Source organism: Microbacterium sp. SORGH_AS_0888 (assembly GCF_030818905.1).
Classification (GTDB): Bacteria; Actinomycetota; Actinomycetes; order Actinomycetales; family Microbacteriaceae; genus Microbacterium.
This window is the reverse complement of record NZ_JAUTAZ010000001.1, coordinates 1,820,409-1,837,737: the sequence shown is the minus strand read 5'-3', so window position 1 is coordinate 1,837,737 and position 17,329 is coordinate 1,820,409. Positions and strand designations below refer to the sequence as shown.

Here is a 17,329-nt window from a genome sequence, read left to right as displayed (position 1 = left end):
TCCTCCCTCCCGGCGCGGGGCCCGGGCGGGTCAGAAGACGATGACGGGCTTCACCGTGCGGCCGTGGTGCATGTCGTCGGCGGCGCGGCCGATCTCGTCCAGCGGGTAGGCCCGCTCCAGCCGCTCCAGCGGCAGGCGACCCTGCGCGTGCAGCGCGACCAGCTCGGGGATGAGCTCCTGCGGCCGCGCGTCGCCCATCGTCACCCCGCGCAGCACCTTGCCGGCGAGGACGCCCTGGATGTCGACCGGGATCTCCGTCCCGGGAGGCGGCGCGCCGCACACGAGAACGGTGCCGCGGACGGCGGCGGCGTCCAGCGCCCCGCGGGCCACCCGCGGGCTGCCCGTCGTGTCGAAGCTCAGGTCGACGCCCCGGCCGCCCGTGATCTGCGACAGGCGGGTCGCGACGTCCTCGGTCCCCGCGTCGATCGTGTCGCTCGCGCCGAGCTCGCGCGCGAGCTCCAGTCGCTCCTCGACGAGATCGATCGCGATCAGCCGGGCGGGAGCGCGAAGCGCGGCTGCGATCACGGCCGACAGGCCGACGGCCCCCGTGCCGTAGACGGCGACGGTGTGCGCGGGACTCGGGTCGAGCACGTTCCACATCGACCCGAAGCCGGTCAGGATGCCGCACCCGAGAGGCGCGAGCACGGTCAGGTCCGCGTCGGCCGGCACCGGCACGATCGAGCGCTCGTCCGCGATGGCCCAGGTGCCGAACGAGGACTGCCCGAAGAAGTGCGCCGCCAGCGGCTCGCCGTCGCGGGTGACGCCGCCCGAGTCCCCGGCGCGCAGCATCCCCATGAGGTTGCGGGCGGCCCAGGTGTCGCAGTACGCCGGATGCCCGCTCCCGCACCCGTCGCAGTCGCCGCAGCTCGTGAAGCTCAACAGCACCTTGTCGCCCGGCGCGACCGAGGAGACCCCCGCCCCGACCCGTTCGACGATCCCCGCCCCCTCGTGCCCGATGATCCCGGGCGTGGGGAAGGGCACGCCGCCCGCGATCACCCCCAGGTCGGTGTGGCACAGTCCCGAGGCGACGAGACGCACGAGCACCTCGCCGGCGCCCGGCTCGCCGTACTCGACGTCCGTGACCGTCAGCGAGCCGTTCTCGAGGACGGCGGCGCGGCCCGCGGTCACCGGGCGGCCCCCTGCTCGAGGTTGAACACGATCGAGTGCGACTTCTGGTACGACGCCATCGCCTCCGGGCCGCCCTCGCGGCCCCAGCCCGACGCCTTCACGCCGCCGAACGGGACGGACGGGTCCAGCAGCGCCCAGCCGTTGACCCAGGTGATCCCCGCGCGCAAGCGGGCAGCCACCCGGTGCGCCTTGGCGAGGTCCGAGGTCTGGATGCCGCTCGCCAGGCCGTAGGGCGTGCCGTTCGCCAGCGCGATCGCCTCCTCCTCGGTGTCGAAGGGCTGCACCGTCAGGACGGGGCCGAAGGTCTCCTCCGCGACGATGGCCGAGTCGTCCGCCGCGTCCGCGATCACGGTGGGGCGGTAGTAGAAGCCTCCGCCGAGGTCGGCGCGCTCCCCGCCCGTGACGATCCGGGCGCCCGCCGCGCGCGCGGCGGCGACGGCGGCCTCCACCTTCTCGAGCTGTGTGCGGTTCGCGAGGGGGCCGATGACGGTCGCGGGGTCGGTGATGTCGCCGAACGGCACCTGGGGGACAGCGCCCTCGAGGATGCCGAGCACGGTGTCGTAGATCCCGCGCTCGACGAGCAGCGCGCGGCCCGGCCATGCAGAACTGCCCCGTGTTGAAGACGAACGCCGAGATCACGGTGAGGATCGCGGTGTCCAGATCCGCGTCGGCGAACAGGATGTTGGCCGCGTTGCCGCCGAGCTCGGCGGTGAACGGCTTCAGGCTCGCGGCCGCGAGCGCCGCCGCGTGGGCCCCGACCTCGGTGGAGCCCGTGAAGGCGACCTTGTCGACGCCGGGATGGGCGACGAGGTGATCCCCGAGCGTCGACCCCGGTCCCGTCACGACGTTGAACACCCCGGCCGGGACGCCGGCCTCGGTGAGGATGTCGGCCATCGCGAGAGCCGAGAGCGGGGTGTCGCTCGCGGGCTTGTGCACGATCGTGTTCCCCGCGACGAGCGCCGGCGCGATCTTCGAGCTCGACAGGATCAGCGGGAAGTTGAAGGGCGTGATGGCGGCGACGACGCCGATCGGCTCGTTCTTGACGTACGCGTGCGTGTTGCCGGTGGTCTCGCGCACGTCGCCGTCGAGGTGGTGGCCGAGACTCGCGTAGTACTCGTACAGCTCGGCCGCGTTGTTGACGTCGACGGCGCGCGCGAGCGTGATGGGCTTGCCGACATCCGCGCTCTCGATCTGTGCGAGCTCCTCCGCGCGTTCCCGCATGAGGGTGTACGCGCGCTGCAGGACGCGGGCGCGCTCTCGGCTGGACATCCGCGGCCAGGGACCGTTGTCGAAGGCGTCGCGGGCGGCGGCGACGGCGGCGTCGACGTCGGCCGTCGTGCCCCGGGCGACGTCGGTCAGCTTCTGGCCGGTCGCGGGGGCGACGACGTCGCTGCGCGCCCCGTCGGAGGACTCTCGCCAGGAGCCGGCGATGAACAGCTGTCCTGGCCCGAGTCCGGTGGTCTCGGGCGCCATCTGGGTGATCGTCATGATCTTTCCTCTCCGCGACGGCCGTGTCGCGCTCCCCAGTGTGCGTTCGGCATCCCCCGCCCGCTATCCGTAGTCCTACCGAATCGTGCCGAGCCCACGCGGCCGGGTCACGCCGAGACGGACTCGTACCAGGCGGCGATCTGGGAGCGCGACGAGAAGCCGAGCTTGGCGAGGATGCGCTGCACGTGCGTGTCGATCGTGCGCACGGAGAGCACGAGACGCGCCGCGATCTCGCGGTTGCTGAGCCCCTCGTGGATGCCGATCGCCACCTCCGTCTCGCGCTCGCTGAGCGGCGATGCGCCGCTCCCGCGGCTCGACGCGCCCATGGTCGCCGCCTCCTGCGGGCTCAGCCGTTCCCCCTCGGTCGCCAGCCGCTCGAACGCGCGGGCGCCCAGCGCCTGCCGGACCCGCTCGACGCAGCGGTCGTGGTGCGCGGCCATATGGGGACCGTGGACGGTGATGTCGGATCCGATGCGCCGCCAGCGACCCCTCGCGGCCCCGAGCAGCACGGCCGACCGCTCGGAGGGCGAGCGCGCCGCATCCACCCAGCTCAGCAGCTCGAGCATGAGGCAGTCCCCGACGGGGTCGTCGATGCCGTCCTCGGTCGTGAGCGCCGTGCGCGCATGCTGCTCCGCGCTGTCGAGGGCGCCGGCGCCGAACTCCGCGAGCGCGAGCGACCAGAGCGCGAGCGAGCGCATCCACCTCTCGCCGATCGTCTCCGCGAACCGGGCCGCGGCCTCGGCGGGCGTCGCGGCGTCGCCCCGGCCGAGATGGCTGCGCGCGGTCGTGAGCTGGAACTGCGCGAGCAGCGCCTCCTCGGCGCGGCCGAGCGCGAGCGCCGCCTCGATCGAGCGCTCGAACTCGACGACGGCGCGGGCGGGCTCGCCCGAGAACAGGGCGTGCGTGCCGCGCCAGCGGTGCAGCTCGACCGCGAACACGGCGGCATCCGGCGCCCCGACACCCGTGCACAGGCCGTCCGCCTCGTCCAGCAGCACGCGGGCCTCGTCCATGTCGCCCTGCAGCAGGCACAGCCACGCCGTCGTGATCGATGCGCGGACGCGCAGGGTCACCTCGCCGCCCGGCAGCGCCAGCACCCGCGCGCCCCACGCCCGGCCTTCGGGCAGGAATCCGCCCATGCCCCAGTGGTACCGCAACGCCGCGAACAGGCCCAGCGCGCTGTCGGTGTCCTGCGTCGTCGCGGTGGCCAGGGCGATCTGCACCTCCGCGCGGTCGGCGCGCTGCCGCTCCACGATCTCGTGCTGCCGCGGCCCGTACCAGTCGCGGTCGTCGCGATCGGCGCGCGTCCGGTAGTGGTCGAGGTGACGGCGCCGGAGCTGCGCCCAGGCGCCCGTCTCCTCGGCGCGCTCGCGCCCGTAGCCGCGGATCGTCTCGAGCATGCGGAAGCGGCCGGTCTCGCGATCGGCCTCGACGACCGACTGCGCGACCAGCCCGTCCAGCTCCTCGACCACCTCGCCCTCCGGGATGCCGGCGACCGCGGCGGCCGCCTCGAGGTCGAAGGGGCCGCCGAACACGCTGAGGGCGTCCCACAGGGCGCGTTGCGCGGGTGAGCACAGCTCGTAGCTCCAGTCGACGACCGCCCGGAGGGTCCGCTGGCGGGCCGCGGCCGAGCGGGAACCGCCGCGCAGCAGCGTGAACCGCGACGAGAGACGGCCGGAGAGCTCGGACAGCGACAGCGAGCGCAGCCGGGTCGCGGCCAGCTCGATCGCGAGCGGCAGGCCGTCGAGGGAGCGGCACAGGTCCTCGGCCGCCGGCAGGTCGCCCGGGGAGAGCTCGAAGGTGATGTCCGCCGACCGTGCACGGGTGACGAGCAGGGAGAGCGCGTCGGACTGTCCGCCGCTGCCGCTCAGCGACAGCGGCGGGACGGCGAAGACCTGTTCGCCGTCGAGATCCAGCGGGCGGCGGCTGGTGGCGACGATCCGCAGCGCCGGGACCGCGTCGAGGAGCTCGTCCGCGAACGTCGCGACACCGTCGATCAGATGCTCGCAGTTGTCGAGCACGACGATCGCGGGCTCGTCGGCCAGCACGTCGGCGAGGAAGTCGAGCGGGTCGCGCGCGGAGTGCTCGCCGAACGGGAACGCGCGGGCGACGGCGAGCGGGACGCGGCGCGCATCCTGCACGCTGTCGAGCGCCACGAACCAGCTGGTCTCGCCGGTGCGGGCGACGTGGTCGTTGACCGCGCGCACGGCGAGCCGGGTCTTGCCGACGCCGCCGACGCCCGTGAGGGTCAGCAGCCGCGACTCCGTCAGCAGCGCGGCGACCGTCGCCAGCTCGCTGCGGCGACCCACGAACTCGCTGCGCGGTTCCGCGATCATCCCGACATCCTCGTCATGCCTCCGATTATCGCCCCCGTCGCATGTCCCACCTTCCGACGCAGCATGTCCCACTTTCGACCGGATGCGGCGTCCCGCAGCGGTCGAAAGTGGGACATGCTGTGACGGGCGTTGCATTTTCCAAAATCAGGTAACGCTCGTCACGAAAACATTGACTTAGCTGAGCTTTGGGCCCACTATGAAGAGGCCAGCACGAGGGCGTGCGCACAGCTCACAGCCGTATCCCCTCGCGTCGGCGTCCCGCCCGATCGACCAACGAGAGGTCTCTTCGATGAAGAAGAAAATCGCCGCCCTCGGCGTGCTCGCCGCCGCAGCGCTCGCGCTCGCCGGCTGCACCGACTCCGCAGCCCCCGCCCCCGCCGGCACCTCGTCGGCCTCCGGCGGCGGCGAGCTCACGCACGTGCGCGTCGCCGCGCTCCCCATCGCCGAGACCGGGGCCCTGTGGGCCGCGATCGACCAGGGCATCTTCGCCGACCACGGTCTGGATGTCGAGATCGTCCCCGCGCAGGGCGGCGCCCAGGCGATTCCCGCGCTGCTGAGCGGCGACATCCAGTTCGCCGTCGGCCAGCCCTTCGGCCCGATCCGGGCCGCGGCGCAGGACCTCGGCATCGTGATCTTCAGCGACTACGCCGACAGCCTCGCGACCGGGACCGACGTCAACGCGGTCGTCGCCTCGGCGGCCTCGGGCATCAAGACCCCGAAGGACCTCGCCGGCAAGAAGGTCTCGGTCAACTCGCTCGGCGCCGCGGGCGACCTGACGATCCGGGCCGCGGTCGACGCCGACGGCGGAGACTCCTCGACGATCCAGTTCGTCGAGGTCGCCTTCCCGGACGTCAAGGCTCAGCTCGACGCCGGCACGATCGACGCCGGCTGGGTCCCGGACCCGTTCCGCGGCCAGATCGTCAGCGCCGGCGGCACGTCGGTCGTCGCGCCCTACCAGGCGACGATCCCCGGCCTCACCGTGCTGACGAACTTCACGACCCAGAAGCTCATCGACTCCGACCCCGAACTGGTCAAGAAGTACGCCGCAGCGATGAGCGAGGCCCTCGACTGGGCCTCGAAGAACGAGTCGGCCGTGCGGTCGGCGATCGCCACGAACCTCAAGATCCCCGAGGCCGCCGCGGCCGGCATCGTGCTGCCCACCTTCACGAGCGACCTCGACGTCGACAACGTGAAGAAGCTCGGCGCGCTCGCCGTGAAGTACTCCTACATCGACGCCGAGCCCGACTGGAACACGCTCATCCAGCAGCAGAAGTAGTCGCCGGCATCGACGGATGCGGGGCGTCGGATGGCGCCCCGCATCCTTTCTCGGAAGGAACCCATGGCCACCGCAGACGCTCCCGGAGTCGTCGCCCTCCCGCGCCGGACACGCGGGCGCGGCGCCCGGCGGACGCTCCGCCGCACCGTCCTCGGCCTCCTCGGCGTGATCGGCTTCCTCGCCACCTGGCAGGTGCTGCCGTCGACGGGCCTCGTGAACCCGGAGTCGTTGCCGACGGCGACCGAGACCCTGACCCAGCTCGGCGTGCTCATGCGCGACCTCGAGTTCTGGCGCAACGTCGGGCGCACGCTCACCGGCTGGGCGATCGGCCTCGCGATCGCGACGGTCGCCGGCGTCGTGCTCGGCACGCTGATCGGGATGCTGCCGGTGCTGCGTCGCGGCACGCACACGACCGTCGAGTTCCTGCGGCCGATCCCCTCGGTCGCGCTCATCCCGCTGGCCGTGATCACGTTCGGCCTGCAGCTGCCGGCCGCCCTCGTGATCATCGTCTACGCGAGCTTCTGGCAGGTGTTCGTGCAGGTGCTCTACGGCGTCGCGGACATCGACTCGGTCGCGCGCGACACGGCGCGCAGCTTCGGTCTGACCCGTTCGGCCCGCATCCGTCACCTCGTGCTGCCGACCGCGCTCCCGTACCTCATGACGGGACTCCGCCTCGCCGCTGCCGTCGCGCTGATCCTCGCCATCACGGCGGAGATGACGATCGGCAACCCGGGCCTGGGGCGACAGCTGATGACCGCATACAGCATCGGCAACTTCTCGACCGTCTACGCGATCGTCGTCGTGGCGGGCCTGCTGGGGCTGATCGTCAATCTCGGGTTCCGCGCGATCGAGCGCCGCACCCTGCGCTGGCACCAGTCGGTGCGGGGGGAGGAGGTCCTGTGACCCTGTACACGAGCACGGTGCGCACGCGTCCGCGACGTCCGCGCGTCTGGGCGCGGTTCACGACGAACACCGTCTACGCCGTCCTGCTGCCGATCGCCCTCCTCCTCATCTGGGGCGTCTGGGGGTCGCTGGGCGCGCCGAAGTTCTTCCCCGGTCCCCTCACGATCGCCGACGCGTTCGTGAAGACCTGGATCGGCCCGGCCTTCGTCACGGATGTCGTGCCCTCCCTGGCGCGCCTGGTCGCCGCGATCGTCCTCGCGATCGTGATCGGGGTCGCCGCCGGCACCGTCATCGGGCTGACCCGGTGGCTGAGCGAGCTGCTCGAGCCGATGCTCGAGTTCTTCCGCGCGGTGCCGCCGCCCGTCCTCATCCCGGTGTTCGTCGCGCTGCTGGGGGTGACGGACTCCATGAAGATCCTCGTGATCGTGTTCGGCTCCCTCTGGCCGGTGCTGCTGAACACGATCGACGGCGTGCGATCGACCGACTCGGTCATGACCGAGACGGCCCGCTCGTTCTCCCTCACCCGCACGGAGCGGCTGACGCGGCTCGTGCTGCCGGCCGCCAGCCCGCGCATCATGGCGGGCGTGCGGCAGACGCTGTCGGTCGCGCTGATCATGATGGTGATCTCCGAGATGTTCTACTCGTCCTCGGGCCTCGGCTATCAGATCGCGTACTTCCAGCGGAACTATCTCATCGCCCAGATGTGGAGCGGCATCCTGCTGCTCGGGCTCATCGGCATCGTGCTGGCGCTCGTCTTCGGCATCGTCGAACGACGCGTGCTGCGCTGGTATCACGGAATCAAGGAGGTGGAGCGTGTCTGAGACGCTCTTGACGGTCGAGCACCTGAAGAAGGTGTACGAGTCCTCGACCGGTGTGGTCGAGGCGATCGGCGACATCGGGTTCTCGATGCGCCGCGGCGAGCTGGTGTGCATCGTGGGTCCGTCGGGCTGCGGCAAGACGACCCTGCTCAAGTGCATCGCCGGGCTGCTCAAGCCCACGGCGGGCCGGGTCGAGCTCGACGGCCGCGCCGTGACCGGTCCGCCGCCGAACATGGCGCTCGTGTTCCAGGAGTACGGGCGCTCGCTCTACCCGTGGCTGACGGTGCGCGGCAACGTCGAGCTGCCGCTCAAGCACAAGAAGCTCTCCAAGAAGGAGCGCGACGGGCTGATCGACGACGCGCTCACCGCGGTCGGCCTCGACCACGCGGGCGGGAGCTACCCCTGGCAGCTGTCGGGCGGCATGCAGCAGCGCGTCGCGATCGCGCGCGCGGTCGCGTATCAGCCGGAGGTGCTCATCATGGACGAGCCCTTCGCGGCGGTCGACGCGCAGACCCGCGCGGATCTCGAGGACCTCGTGCGGCGGCTCCACCTGGAGCGGGGGATGTCGATCCTCTTCGTCACGCACGACATCGACGAGTCGGTGTACCTGGGGGAGCGGGTCATCGTGCTCTCGAAGTCGCCGACCTGGGTGCAGGAGGATCTCACGATCGATCTCGCCCCCGAGCGGGATCAGATCACGACGCGCGCACTGCCGCGGTTCACCGAGCTGCGCACCCATGTCTACGAGCAGATCCAGCGTGCCAAGCGGGGCGAGGCGACCCGTCCTGCTGCATGATGAGCCGGTGACTGTCGCCGTCCGTCGCGAGATCGACGCCCCACCCGCTGCCCGCAGCCCGCAGCAGCTGCTGCTCGCCCTCCTGGGAGAGCAGCTGGACGCCCGTGTCGATCGGCCGATCCGTGCGGGCTTCTATCTCGACGTGCTCGAGGGCGCGGGCGTCGCCGGACCGACCGCGCGTGCGGCGCTGGATCGGATGGCGCTGCGGGGTCTGCTCACACGGGGGCGCGCCGGGCGCGAGGTCGAGTACGGGCTGACCGAGCATGCGCGCAACGTGCTGCGCGAGGCGGCGGAGCGGGTGCATTCGCCGTTCCCGTTCGACCCGGTCGGCAAGGGATGGACGCTCGTGACGTTCACGGTGCCCGAGGGGCAGCGCTCGCTCCGGCACCGGCTGCGGGCCGCACTGACCTGGGAGGGGTTCGCGCCCCTCCGCGACGGCCTGTGGATCGCGCCGGGCGAGGTCGACCTGATCGCGGCGCTCGGGCCCCTGCGCGAGGAGCTGCCGGAGTCGTGCGTGACGGCGTTCCGGGCGCGCGATCTGCCGGACTTCCCGGTCGCTCCCTCGGTCGCGGGCGCCTGGGACCTCGAGGCCATCCGCGCCGGTCACGAGCGGTTCCTGGCGGTGTGGGACGGGGCCGACGCCGTTCCCGCATCGGTGCCGCCGCTGTCGGCGCTGACGATGCTCGTCGCCGACTGGCTCGCCCTGCTGCGTGCCGATCCGCGGCTGCCGGCCGCCTTCCTCGGCCCGGGGTGGCCGGCGCCGCGCTCGACGGCCGCCTACCGGGCGGGCCGCGCGCGCTGGTCGGCCGCCGCGCGCGCCGCGCTGCCGTAGCCGGCCGCTGCGACGCGCGCGGCGCCTACGGCACGCGGCGGGAGCGCGGGAGCGGTCGCGGGCGCGCCGTGGGCAGTGGCACCTCGGCCGCCGCTCGTCCGATCGTGTTCGTGATCTCGCCGATGCCCTCCACGACGATCCGCACGGTGTCGCCCTCCGTGAGCGGCGGTGGGCTCATCGTGCCGTTTCGGCCCCACAGCTCGCCGAGGCATCCGCCGTTGCCCGCGGTGCCGGAGCCCAGCACGTCGCCCGGGACGACGACCGAGGCGCGGGAGGCGTACGCCACGAGCTCCGCGAAGGTCCAGCCCATGTTCGAGACGAGGTCCTCGCCCACGAGCGTGGCGCCGATGTAGGCCTCCGCGCGCACGGCGAGGAAGCCCTCCGCGTCCCGTCGGGACGCCAGCTCGTCCGCCGTGACGATCCACGGCCCGAGCGTCGTGGCGAAGTCCTTGCCCTTGGCCGGCCCGAGGAACACCCGCATCTCGCGGTTCTGGATGTCGCGCGCCGACCAGTCGTTCATGATCGTGTACCCGAAGATGTGCGCCTCGGCCCGTTCGGGCGTGAGGTCGCGGCCGTCGGAGCCGGCGACGCCGCCGATGACCGCGGCGACCTCGAGCTCGTAGTCCAGGCGCTCGGTGACGGGAGGGCGCACCGTCTCGCCGTCGCCGATGACGGCGTGCGGGTTGGTGAAGTAGAAGGTCGGTGCCTGGTACCACTCCGGTGCCACGTGCGGGGTCCCCTCGGCGTCCGAGCTCATGCCCTCCACGTGCTCCTCGAACGCCGCGAAGTCGCGCACGCTCGCGGGGCGCAGCGGCGCGCGCAGGCGGACCGACGCGAGCGGCGTGCCGGCCGCGTCCGCCACCCGGGCGTGCAGCTCGGCGGCGGTCGCCAGCCCCCGCTCGAGGACGCCCTGGACCGACAGGCCGTCGGGGAAGGGCACGACCCGGTCCTCGATCACGAAGCCCTCCGCGCGGCCCAGCGGGCTCTCCCACCGTGCGAGCCTCATGTCGTCTCCCTCCCTCGCCGCAGCAGTGCCGCGGCGTTTCCCGAGAGGATGCGCTCGGCCACGTCCGCGGCCAGTCCCGCTCCCCGCACCTCGCCGACCGGGTCCTCCGATCCCATGTCGAAGGGGTAGTCGCTGCCGAGGACGACCTGCGACGCCCCCGCCGACTCGACGAGCCGGGCGAGCGCCACCGGGTCGTGCACGACCGTGTCGAACCAGATCCGCCGCAGGTACGACGAGGGCTCCTGGGCGCACCCCCGTGCGTCCGCGCGCACCCGCCACGCATGGTCGGAGCGGCCCATGACGGTCGGCAGGTAGCCGCCGCCGTGCGCCGCCACGAGCCGGAGCCCGGGATGGCGGTCCAGGACGCCGGCGAAGATCAGGTGCGAGAGCGCGACGGCGTTCTCGGTCGGCTGGCCCACCGTGTTGGCGAGGTAGAAGCGGTCGAGCCGCTCGTCGAGCGAGCACCCGAAGGGGTGCAGGAAGACGATGCAGCCGAGCTCGGCCGCCCGCTCCCAGAAGGGCTCGAGCCGCGGGTCGGAGAGCTCGACGTCGCCCGCGAACGAGGAGATCTCGACGCCCGCGAGGCCGTGGCCGATGACCGCGTCGTCGAGGCACTCGACGACGCGGTCGGGGTGCTGCAGCGGCACGAGCCCGAGTCCGCGGAGCCGGTCGGGTGCCGCAGCGACGTGCGCGGCGATGAGCCGGTTGCCCTCGAGCGCCGCCCAGACGGCCAGCTCCTCGTCGGCCCAGGGGTAGAAGTGGTTGGGCGACGCGCTCACCCACTGCATGTCGACGCCCTGGCGGTCCATCTCGGCCAGGCGCGCGGAGACATCCACCAGACGCGGGATGCGGGCGGCCACCATGGGGCCGGATACCGCCTGGCTCGCCGCGCCGTTGCGGCGCAGGTCGAGGGCGGCGGCCTCGGCGACCTGCGCGGGCGCGCGGCGTTCGACCTCGGCGTGGAGCGAGGGGAGCAGGACGTGCGCGTGCACGTCGGTCACGGGCGCGCTCATGCCGTCCCCGCCACGCTCGCCGCGACCCTGCCGATGACCTCGGCGGAGCGCTGGTGCTCACCGTCGCGCTGCAGCAGCGCGAGCTCGACGGAGCCGTCGACGACGGCGCTCGCCCGTGGCAGCCGCCGTGCGTGGAAGGCGTCCCACAGCTCCTGGTCGAGCGCGTCCCGTTCGCCGAGGAGCTCGGCGAGCACGAGCGCGTCCTCGAGCGCCTGTGCCGCGCCCTGGGCGATCGTCGGAGGGCAGGAATGGGCGGCGTCCCCGATGACGACGATGCGTCCGCGGTTCCACGGCGCCGCCACGAGATGCCGCGTGAACCACGTGTAGTTCACGGCCGCCTCGCCTCGCTCCAGGTCGGCGCGCACCTGGTCCCAGGGGCCGCCGTAGGCGAGCGAGAGGGCGTGCATCGTGCGGCGCGCCTCGTCCTGCGAGAGGTCGAAGAACGCGCTGTCGGCCTCGCCGACCAGGAAGGCGTACATGGAGCTCTCCCCGGTCGGGGTGTATCCCGCGATGTAGGAGGGTCCGCCGTAGTACAGCTCGGTCGTGGCGACGTCGGCGGGACGGGAGACGAAGGCGCGCCAGATCCCCATGCCGATGTGCTCGGGAACGGTGTCGATGCCGATCGCGGCGCGGACGGCGGAGTGCAGGCCGTCCGCGCCGATGAGGAGGTCGTAAACCCCCGCGGGTGTGCCGTCGATCTCGATCCGCACGGCGTCGCCGTCGTCGTGCGCGCCGGTGACGGTCGTGCCGAAGCGCACGCGCGCGCCCGCGGCGACGGCGTGGGCGTAGAGGATCTCGGCCAGCCGGGGGCGGGCGATGCCCATCGCCGAAGGCAGCTCGCCGCCGCCGTGCTCGTTCATCTGCGCGATGATCGGGGCGTCGGGCCCCGGGGCGCGCAGGGTGAGCCCGTCGAAGGCGAAGCCGGCGTCGCGGATGTCGTCCCAGGCGCCGAGCTCGCGGAAGACCCGCAGCGCGTTCTGCTGGAGCGAGATGCCGGAGCCGAGCGCACGGAGCTCGGGCGTGGTCTCGAACACGTCGACGGCGATGCCGCGCTGTGCGAGTGCGGTCGCGGCGGCGAGGGCGCTGACGCCGCCCCCGGCGATCGCGACGGTCGTGACTGCTGTCATGAGAGCGGAACCTCCTCGTTCCCGGTGGTGGTCGCGCGGCGGCGACCGGGTCGTTCGGCGATCGTGCCCGTCATCGGGGCCGATCGTCCTCCGCGATGCAGCGGACGGTCTGGGAGCCGAGTCCCTCGATGGAGCCGACCATGACGTCGCCCGGGCGCAGCAGCCGACCCCAGTGGGCGCCGTTGCCGGCCGGGCTGCCGGTCAGCAGCAGGTCGCCGGGCAGGAGCGGCATGTTCCAGGAGGCCCCGGCGATGAGAGCGGGCACGTCGAAGAGCAGATCGGTCGTGGACGCATCCTGCATGACGTCGCCGTTGAGCTCGAGGCGCACGGCGAGGTCGGCGGGGTCGACGAAGGGCGCGGGCACGAGCAGGGGGCCGGTGGGCAGGAAGCCCGGCGCGTTCTTGGAGCGGTACCAGTCGGCGCCGAGGCCGCCGGCGTCTGTGCGGAACACCCGATCGCGCGTCGTGATGTCGTTCACGATCGTGTAGCCGGCGACGTGCGAGAGGGCGTCCTCCCGACTCACACGGAACGCCTCGCGGCCGATGACGACCGCGAGCTCCAGCTCCCAGTCGTGCTGGTCGCTGTAGGCGGGGAGGGCGAGGGGCACGTCGTCGCCGACGACGCACGCCGGCAGCCCGATGAAGAAGTACGGCTCGCCGTGCGCGCGCCGCGCGTCCATCATGCGGCCCACCTCCTCGCGCACCTCCGCCTCGGGACGGCCGTCGTCGGCGCGGCCCGCCATGACGAGGTCGATCACGTGCGTGCGGTAGTTGGCGCCCGTCTGCACGACCTGCCGGGGCTCGACGGGCGCGGTGAGGGTCGCCTCCGCCAGCGGCCGCCAGCCGTCGACCATGGCGCACAGCGCCCGGATCCGGTCCCAGTCGGGCGCCGCGAGGAAGGCGTTGAGGCTTGCCGCGCCCAGCTCCTCGGGCGGCAGCGGGCGGATGCGCTCTCCCGCGACGAGGCCGAGCCGGATGTCGTCGCCTGCTCGGAAGCGGGCCAGCGCGAACGGGGGTGTCGAAGGGGACATCGTCGTCTTCTCCTCGGAACGAGCGAGGGTGGGGCGGGGTCTCCCCGCCCCACCGGGGGATCAGCGGGCGGCGTCCAGGATCTGGTCGCGGGTCCCCGCCGTGAGCCCCTCCTCCGTCGCGGTCGGCGCGTTCGCCGGAGGGAAGGACTCGGCCAGCGAGTCGGGCATCGAGCTGACGCGGTAGATGTCGTACGAGCCCTGCGAGGTGCGCCACGTCTGCGGCTCCCAGTCCGGCACGTAGTTGCGGTAGCCGCCGGTGTTGAGCTCGATGCGCATCGTGGAGGGCTCGCGGTAGTACAGGAACGACTGTTCGCCGATGCCGTGGATCGTGGGGCCGTACTCGATCGGGACGCCGTTCTCCATGAGCACGTCGGCCGCGATGAGCATCTCCTCGCGGGTGTCGAGCCAGAACGCGTAGTGGTTGACGCGGCCGGCGCGGTCCGAGGCGTCGAAGACGACGCCGAGATCGTGCGACTTCTCGTTCGTGGTGAGCACGGAGAAGATCGACAGCGGCACCTCGTCGAGCACGGTGCGCGCCATGATGCGGAACCCGAACACGTCCGAGTACCAGGCGGCGAACGCGTCGACGTCGCTCGTGGCGATCGTGACGTGATCGAGCTGGCGCGGGGTGCCGGCCACGCGGCTGCGTCGCTGCGGGCGGTCGGGGAAGGTCGAGGCCAGCTCGCCCTCCGTGTAGCGGAAGTGCTCCGCGTCCCAGTGCAGGGTCATCGTGTGGCCCCAGGGTCCGGTGAAGCGGTAGGCGCGGCCGATGCGCAGGCCGTCGAACCACTCGCCGGTCACGCCCTTCGCCTCGATGCGCTCGACCGCGGCCTGCAGCGCCTCGGCGCTGGCGGTGCGCCAGGCCATGCTCTCGAGCGCGGGCTCGTCGCCCGGCACGATGACGAGGCTGTACGCGTAGTAGTCGCCCCAGCAGCGCAGGTACACGCGGCCGTCTTCACGCGCGACCTCCGTCAGGCCCACGGTGTTCACGTAGAAGTCCACGGAGGCCTCGACATCCGGCGTCGACAGTGCGACGTAGGACAGGTGGGAGAGCAGGTTGGTCATCGTCGATCCTTTCGCGGCACGGCGTCGTGCCCTGTGTCTGAGTCCACCCTCGGCCGGGGGCCGGCTATCAGGCAACCGGGGTTTGCATATCGCGAGTATTCGGATGTCTGATACCTTGCGGGTGCCCGACTCGAAGGAGAGCCGAACCGTGTCCGATGAACCCCCGCTGTCACGCCTCGACCTCAACCTGCTGGTCGCGCTCGACGCTCTGCTGACCGAGCGCAACGTCACGCGCGCCGCCGCACGGCTGCGGCTCAGCCAGCCCGCCCTCAGCTCCGCCCTCGCCCGACTGCGGACGCACTTCGACGATCCGCTGCTCGTGCGCCGCGGCAACCAGTACGACCTCACGCCCCTCGCGGTGCGCCTGGCCGAGCTGTCGGTGAGCGCGCTCGAGGGGGCGCGACGGGTCTTCGACAGCCGAGCCTCCTGGGAGGCGTCCTCCTCGAGCCGCGAGTTCGTGGTCTACGGCTCCGACTACGCTCTCGCCACCGCCGCCCCCGCGATCTCGCGGGCCGCGAAGGCCGAGGCGCCGGGGGTCCGGCTGCGCTTCGTGCTGAGCTCGGTCGCCTTCATCGAGGACGTCGCCCAGCGGCTCGTCTCGGCCGACGGCCTGCTCATGCCGCACGGGGTCGTCGCCCCGATGCCCCACGTCGATCTCTTCTCGGACGACTGGGTCGTGCTGGCGGCCGCGGACTCGCCGCTGCCGGAGGGCGCGCTCACGATGCAGACGCTCGCGGAGCGTCCCTGGGCGTTCACGTACCAGTCGCGCCAGGCGTTCACCTCGGCGGGCCGCCAGCTCGAGCAGCTCGGCGTCGACCCGGTCGTCGAGACCGTCGTGGAGAGCTTCGTGAACCTGCCGATGTTCATCGAGCACACCGACCGGCTCGCGCTCGTGCAGCGCCGCCTCGCCCGCCGCGTCTGTCGCCTCGGCGACGTACGGGTGCACGAGCTGCCGTTCGCGGCGACCCCGATCCTCAACGCGCTGTGGTGGCACCCCGTGCACGACGCGGATCCCGAGCACCGCTGGCTCCGCCAGCTCGCGGTCGCCGCCGTCGGCGATCAGCGATTCCGATAGGCGCTATCACCGATCCCTCGGCGCGCCCGCGTCCGATCCGCGGTCCGATGGGTGCCACTACCCGATTCACGCAATGACGCGAACGGTCGCAATGACGCGAACGAAGGAGATTGGATGTCGAGTACCTCTCTGTCCCGGACGGCGGTGGGCCGCCGCGCGGGCTTCGCGCAGGGGCTCCTGCTGCTGCTCGGAAGCTGCATGCCGGTCATGGGCTCCGTGCTCATCACCCCGGTTCTGCCCCAGCTCTCGGAGCACTTCGCCGCCGCACCCGGCGTCGAGATCCTGGTGCCCATGATCGTGGCGCTTCCCGCGCTCATGATCGCCGTGTTCGCCCCGGTCGCCGGCCAGATCGCCGACCGGGTCGGGCGCAAACGCCTGCTCGTGGCGGCGCTGTTCGTCTACGCGGTCGTCGGCACGGTGCCGGCCTGGCTCGACGATCTCGGCGGCATCCTCGCCAGCCGGGCGCTCGTGGGGCTCACGGAGGCGGCGATCATGACCGTCTGCACGACGCTGATCATCGACTACTTCCAGGGCGAGCGCCGCGCGAAGGTCATCGGCCTGCAGACCGTCGCGACCACGATCGGCGCCACGCTGTTCATCGCGATCGGAGGCGCGCTGGGGGCGGGCGGCTGGCACGCGCCGTTCTGGGTGTACTCGGCCAGCATCCTCATCGCCGTGCCGATGCTGTTCGTGCTGTGGGAGCCCACGGCCGAGGAGCGCATGCTGGGCGAGAACGCGGGGACGCGCGTCCGCATCCCGTGGCGTCGGATCGCCACGGCCCTGGTCGTCACCGTCTTCGCGGGCTTCTCCTTCTACGTCGTGATCCTCGAGGTCAGCTACCTCGTGGTCGCCGCGGGCGTCCCCGCCGAGCGGACGGGGGTCATCGGCGGCGTCTCGGCGGTCGCCTCCCTCGCCACCGCGATCGGCGGTCTGCTGTTCACCCGCATCTCGAAGCTCGGCCCGGGCAGGCTCCTGCCGCTCGCGCTGTTCGCCCAGGCGGTCGGGATGGTCGTCATCTGGGCGGTGCCCTCGCTCGCGGGCGTGATCGCCGGCGCGATCATCGCCTCGTTCGGCTCCGGCATGGTGCTGCCCTCGCTGTTCCTGTGGTTCATCGCGCACATCACCCCGGAGGTGCGCGGCCGGGTCACCGGGCTCGTGATGACCGCGTTCTACCTCGGCCAGTTCGTGACCCCGATCCTCATCGGGGTGCTCACGGGAGTCGTGGCGGGGGCGACCGGGGTCGCGGCCCTGTCGGTCGCCGTCGGGCTGGTCGGCGTCGCCGCCGCGATCGTGGGCGTCGCGGTCGCGATCGGTCTGCGTCACGGCGTGCGCAGCACGGTCGCCCCGTCGGTCGCGGTCTGAGCTCCCCGTCGGACCGCCGTGCCGAGAGCCGGATACGGCGGTCCGACGGGCCTGGCGAGAGCACGAGGCGAGGAGGT

The 17,329-nt window shown here is 72.4% G+C and carries 15 protein-coding genes and 1 pseudogene; 7 read left to right on the top strand and 9 right to left on the bottom strand.

Features of this window, described 5'->3' with window-relative positions; genetic code table 11:
- Positions 1-30 precede the first annotated feature (30 nt).
- The 4 genes and pseudogenes from QE381_RS08905 to QE381_RS08895 all read right to left on the bottom strand — a co-directional run bounded on the left by QE381_RS08905 (position 31) and on the right by QE381_RS08895 (position 4,949).
- Positions 31-1,128: an NAD(P)-dependent alcohol dehydrogenase gene (locus QE381_RS08905; protein ID WP_307217395.1), complete on the bottom strand. Its 1,098-nt coding sequence runs from the start codon at positions 1,126-1,128 to the stop codon at positions 31-33.
- Positions 1,125-1,682: an aldehyde dehydrogenase family protein gene (locus tag QE381_RS08900; protein WP_307217393.1), complete on the bottom strand. Its 558-nt coding sequence runs from the start codon at positions 1,680-1,682 to the stop codon at positions 1,125-1,127. Before QE381_RS08900 ends, QE381_RS08905 begins: the two co-directional genes overlap by 4 nt.
- A gap of 121 nt (positions 1,683-1,803) precedes the next feature.
- Positions 1,804-2,601 (bottom strand): annotated as a pseudogene (locus QE381_RS17855) (aldehyde dehydrogenase); the annotation flags it as partial.
- Between the two features lie 122 nt (positions 2,602-2,723).
- A complete protein-coding gene (locus tag QE381_RS08895; RefSeq protein WP_307217391.1) occupies positions 2,724-4,949 on the bottom strand; it encodes a LuxR C-terminal-related transcriptional regulator in 2,226 nt (741 codons plus the stop codon).
- A 289-nt stretch (positions 4,950-5,238) separates the two neighbouring features.
- Here QE381_RS08895 and QE381_RS08890 point away from each other — a divergent pair, with 289 nt between their 5' ends.
- The 5 genes from QE381_RS08890 (at position 5,239) to QE381_RS08870 (ending at position 9,574) form a co-directional block, all read left to right on the top strand.
- Positions 5,239-6,225, top strand: coding sequence for an ABC transporter substrate-binding protein (locus QE381_RS08890; RefSeq protein WP_307217389.1), 987 nt, complete (start codon positions 5,239-5,241; stop codon positions 6,223-6,225).
- Positions 6,226-6,288: 63 nt separating this feature from the next.
- A complete protein-coding gene (locus QE381_RS08885; protein ID WP_307217387.1) occupies positions 6,289-7,128 on the top strand; it encodes an ABC transporter permease in 840 nt (279 codons plus the stop codon).
- Positions 7,125-7,949: an ABC transporter permease gene (locus tag QE381_RS08880; RefSeq protein ID WP_307217385.1), complete on the top strand. Its 825-nt coding sequence runs from the start codon at positions 7,125-7,127 to the stop codon at positions 7,947-7,949. The genes QE381_RS08885 and QE381_RS08880 overlap by 4 nt, the downstream gene beginning before the upstream one ends.
- Positions 7,942-8,742: an ABC transporter ATP-binding protein gene (locus QE381_RS08875; RefSeq protein WP_307217384.1), complete on the top strand. Its 801-nt coding sequence runs from the start codon at positions 7,942-7,944 to the stop codon at positions 8,740-8,742. Before QE381_RS08880 ends, QE381_RS08875 begins: the two co-directional genes overlap by 8 nt.
- 7 nt (positions 8,743-8,749) lie before the next feature.
- On the top strand, positions 8,750-9,574 hold the full coding sequence (locus QE381_RS08870; RefSeq protein WP_307217382.1) for a PaaX family transcriptional regulator C-terminal domain-containing protein: 825 nt from the start codon (positions 8,750-8,752) through the stop codon (positions 9,572-9,574).
- Between the two features lie 25 nt (positions 9,575-9,599).
- Here the strand turns inward: QE381_RS08870 and QE381_RS08865 are convergent, their stop codons facing one another.
- The 5 genes from QE381_RS08865 to QE381_RS08845 all read right to left on the bottom strand — a co-directional run bounded on the left by QE381_RS08865 (position 9,600) and on the right by QE381_RS08845 (position 14,815).
- On the bottom strand, positions 9,600-10,580 hold the full coding sequence (locus QE381_RS08865; RefSeq protein WP_307217380.1) for a fumarylacetoacetate hydrolase family protein: 981 nt from the start codon (positions 10,578-10,580) through the stop codon (positions 9,600-9,602).
- Positions 10,577-11,593 carry an amidohydrolase family protein gene (locus tag QE381_RS08860; RefSeq protein ID WP_307217378.1) on the bottom strand — a complete coding sequence of 339 codons (1,017 nt, stop codon included), beginning with the start codon at positions 11,591-11,593 and terminating at the stop codon, positions 10,577-10,579. Before QE381_RS08860 ends, QE381_RS08865 begins: the two co-directional genes overlap by 4 nt.
- Positions 11,590-12,720 (bottom strand): FAD-dependent monooxygenase, encoded by a 1,131-nt coding sequence (locus tag QE381_RS08855; RefSeq protein ID WP_307217376.1) that lies wholly within the window; start codon positions 12,718-12,720, stop codon positions 11,590-11,592. The genes QE381_RS08860 and QE381_RS08855 overlap by 4 nt, the downstream gene beginning before the upstream one ends.
- Before the next feature lie 70 nt (positions 12,721-12,790).
- Positions 12,791-13,750: a fumarylacetoacetate hydrolase family protein gene (locus QE381_RS08850; RefSeq protein WP_307217374.1), complete on the bottom strand. Its 960-nt coding sequence runs from the start codon at positions 13,748-13,750 to the stop codon at positions 12,791-12,793.
- Between the two features lie 60 nt (positions 13,751-13,810).
- The gene (locus tag QE381_RS08845; protein WP_307217372.1) at positions 13,811-14,815 is read right to left on the bottom strand and encodes a VOC family protein; all 1,005 of its coding nucleotides are present in this window, start codon (positions 14,813-14,815) and stop codon (positions 13,811-13,813) included.
- A gap of 148 nt (positions 14,816-14,963) precedes the next feature.
- On the opposite strand from QE381_RS08845, the gene QE381_RS08840 reads away from it, so the two are divergent.
- Together QE381_RS08840 and QE381_RS08835 are read left to right on the top strand one after the other, a co-directional pair.
- Positions 14,964-15,890, top strand: a complete 927-nt coding sequence (locus tag QE381_RS08840) for a LysR family transcriptional regulator (protein WP_307217370.1) — start codon at positions 14,964-14,966, stop codon at positions 15,888-15,890.
- Between the two features lie 114 nt (positions 15,891-16,004).
- Positions 16,005-17,252 (top strand): MFS transporter, encoded by a 1,248-nt coding sequence (locus tag QE381_RS08835; RefSeq protein ID WP_307217368.1) that lies wholly within the window; start codon positions 16,005-16,007, stop codon positions 17,250-17,252.
- Positions 17,253-17,329 lie beyond the last annotated feature (77 nt).

What these genes read in the sequence shown, in the direction of transcription:
- QE381_RS08855 (WP_307217376.1), bottom strand. Translation starts at nt 12,720, where the DNA reads ATGACAGCAGTCACGACCGTCGCGATCGCCGGGGGCGGCGTCAGCGCC.
- QE381_RS08860 (WP_307217378.1), bottom strand. Translation starts at nt 11,593, where the DNA reads ATGAGCGCGCCCGTGACCGACGTGCACGCGCACGTCCTGCTCCCCTCG.
- QE381_RS08890 (WP_307217389.1), top strand. Translation starts at nt 5,239, where the DNA reads ATGAAGAAGAAAATCGCCGCCCTCGGCGTGCTCGCCGCCGCAGCGCTC.
- QE381_RS08835 (WP_307217368.1), top strand. Translation starts at nt 16,005, where the DNA reads ATGTCGAGTACCTCTCTGTCCCGGACGGCGGTGGGCCGCCGCGCGGGC.
- QE381_RS08845 (WP_307217372.1), bottom strand. Translation starts at nt 14,815, where the DNA reads ATGACCAACCTGCTCTCCCACCTGTCCTACGTCGCACTGTCGACGCCG.
- QE381_RS08895 (WP_307217391.1), bottom strand. Translation starts at nt 4,949, where the DNA reads ATGATCGCGGAACCGCGCAGCGAGTTCGTGGGTCGCCGCAGCGAGCTG.
- QE381_RS08885 (WP_307217387.1), top strand. Translation starts at nt 6,289, where the DNA reads ATGGCCACCGCAGACGCTCCCGGAGTCGTCGCCCTCCCGCGCCGGACA.
- QE381_RS08865 (WP_307217380.1), bottom strand. Translation starts at nt 10,580, where the DNA reads ATGAGGCTCGCACGGTGGGAGAGCCCGCTGGGCCGCGCGGAGGGCTTC.
- QE381_RS08850 (WP_307217374.1), bottom strand. Translation starts at nt 13,750, where the DNA reads ATGTCCCCTTCGACACCCCCGTTCGCGCTGGCCCGCTTCCGAGCAGGC.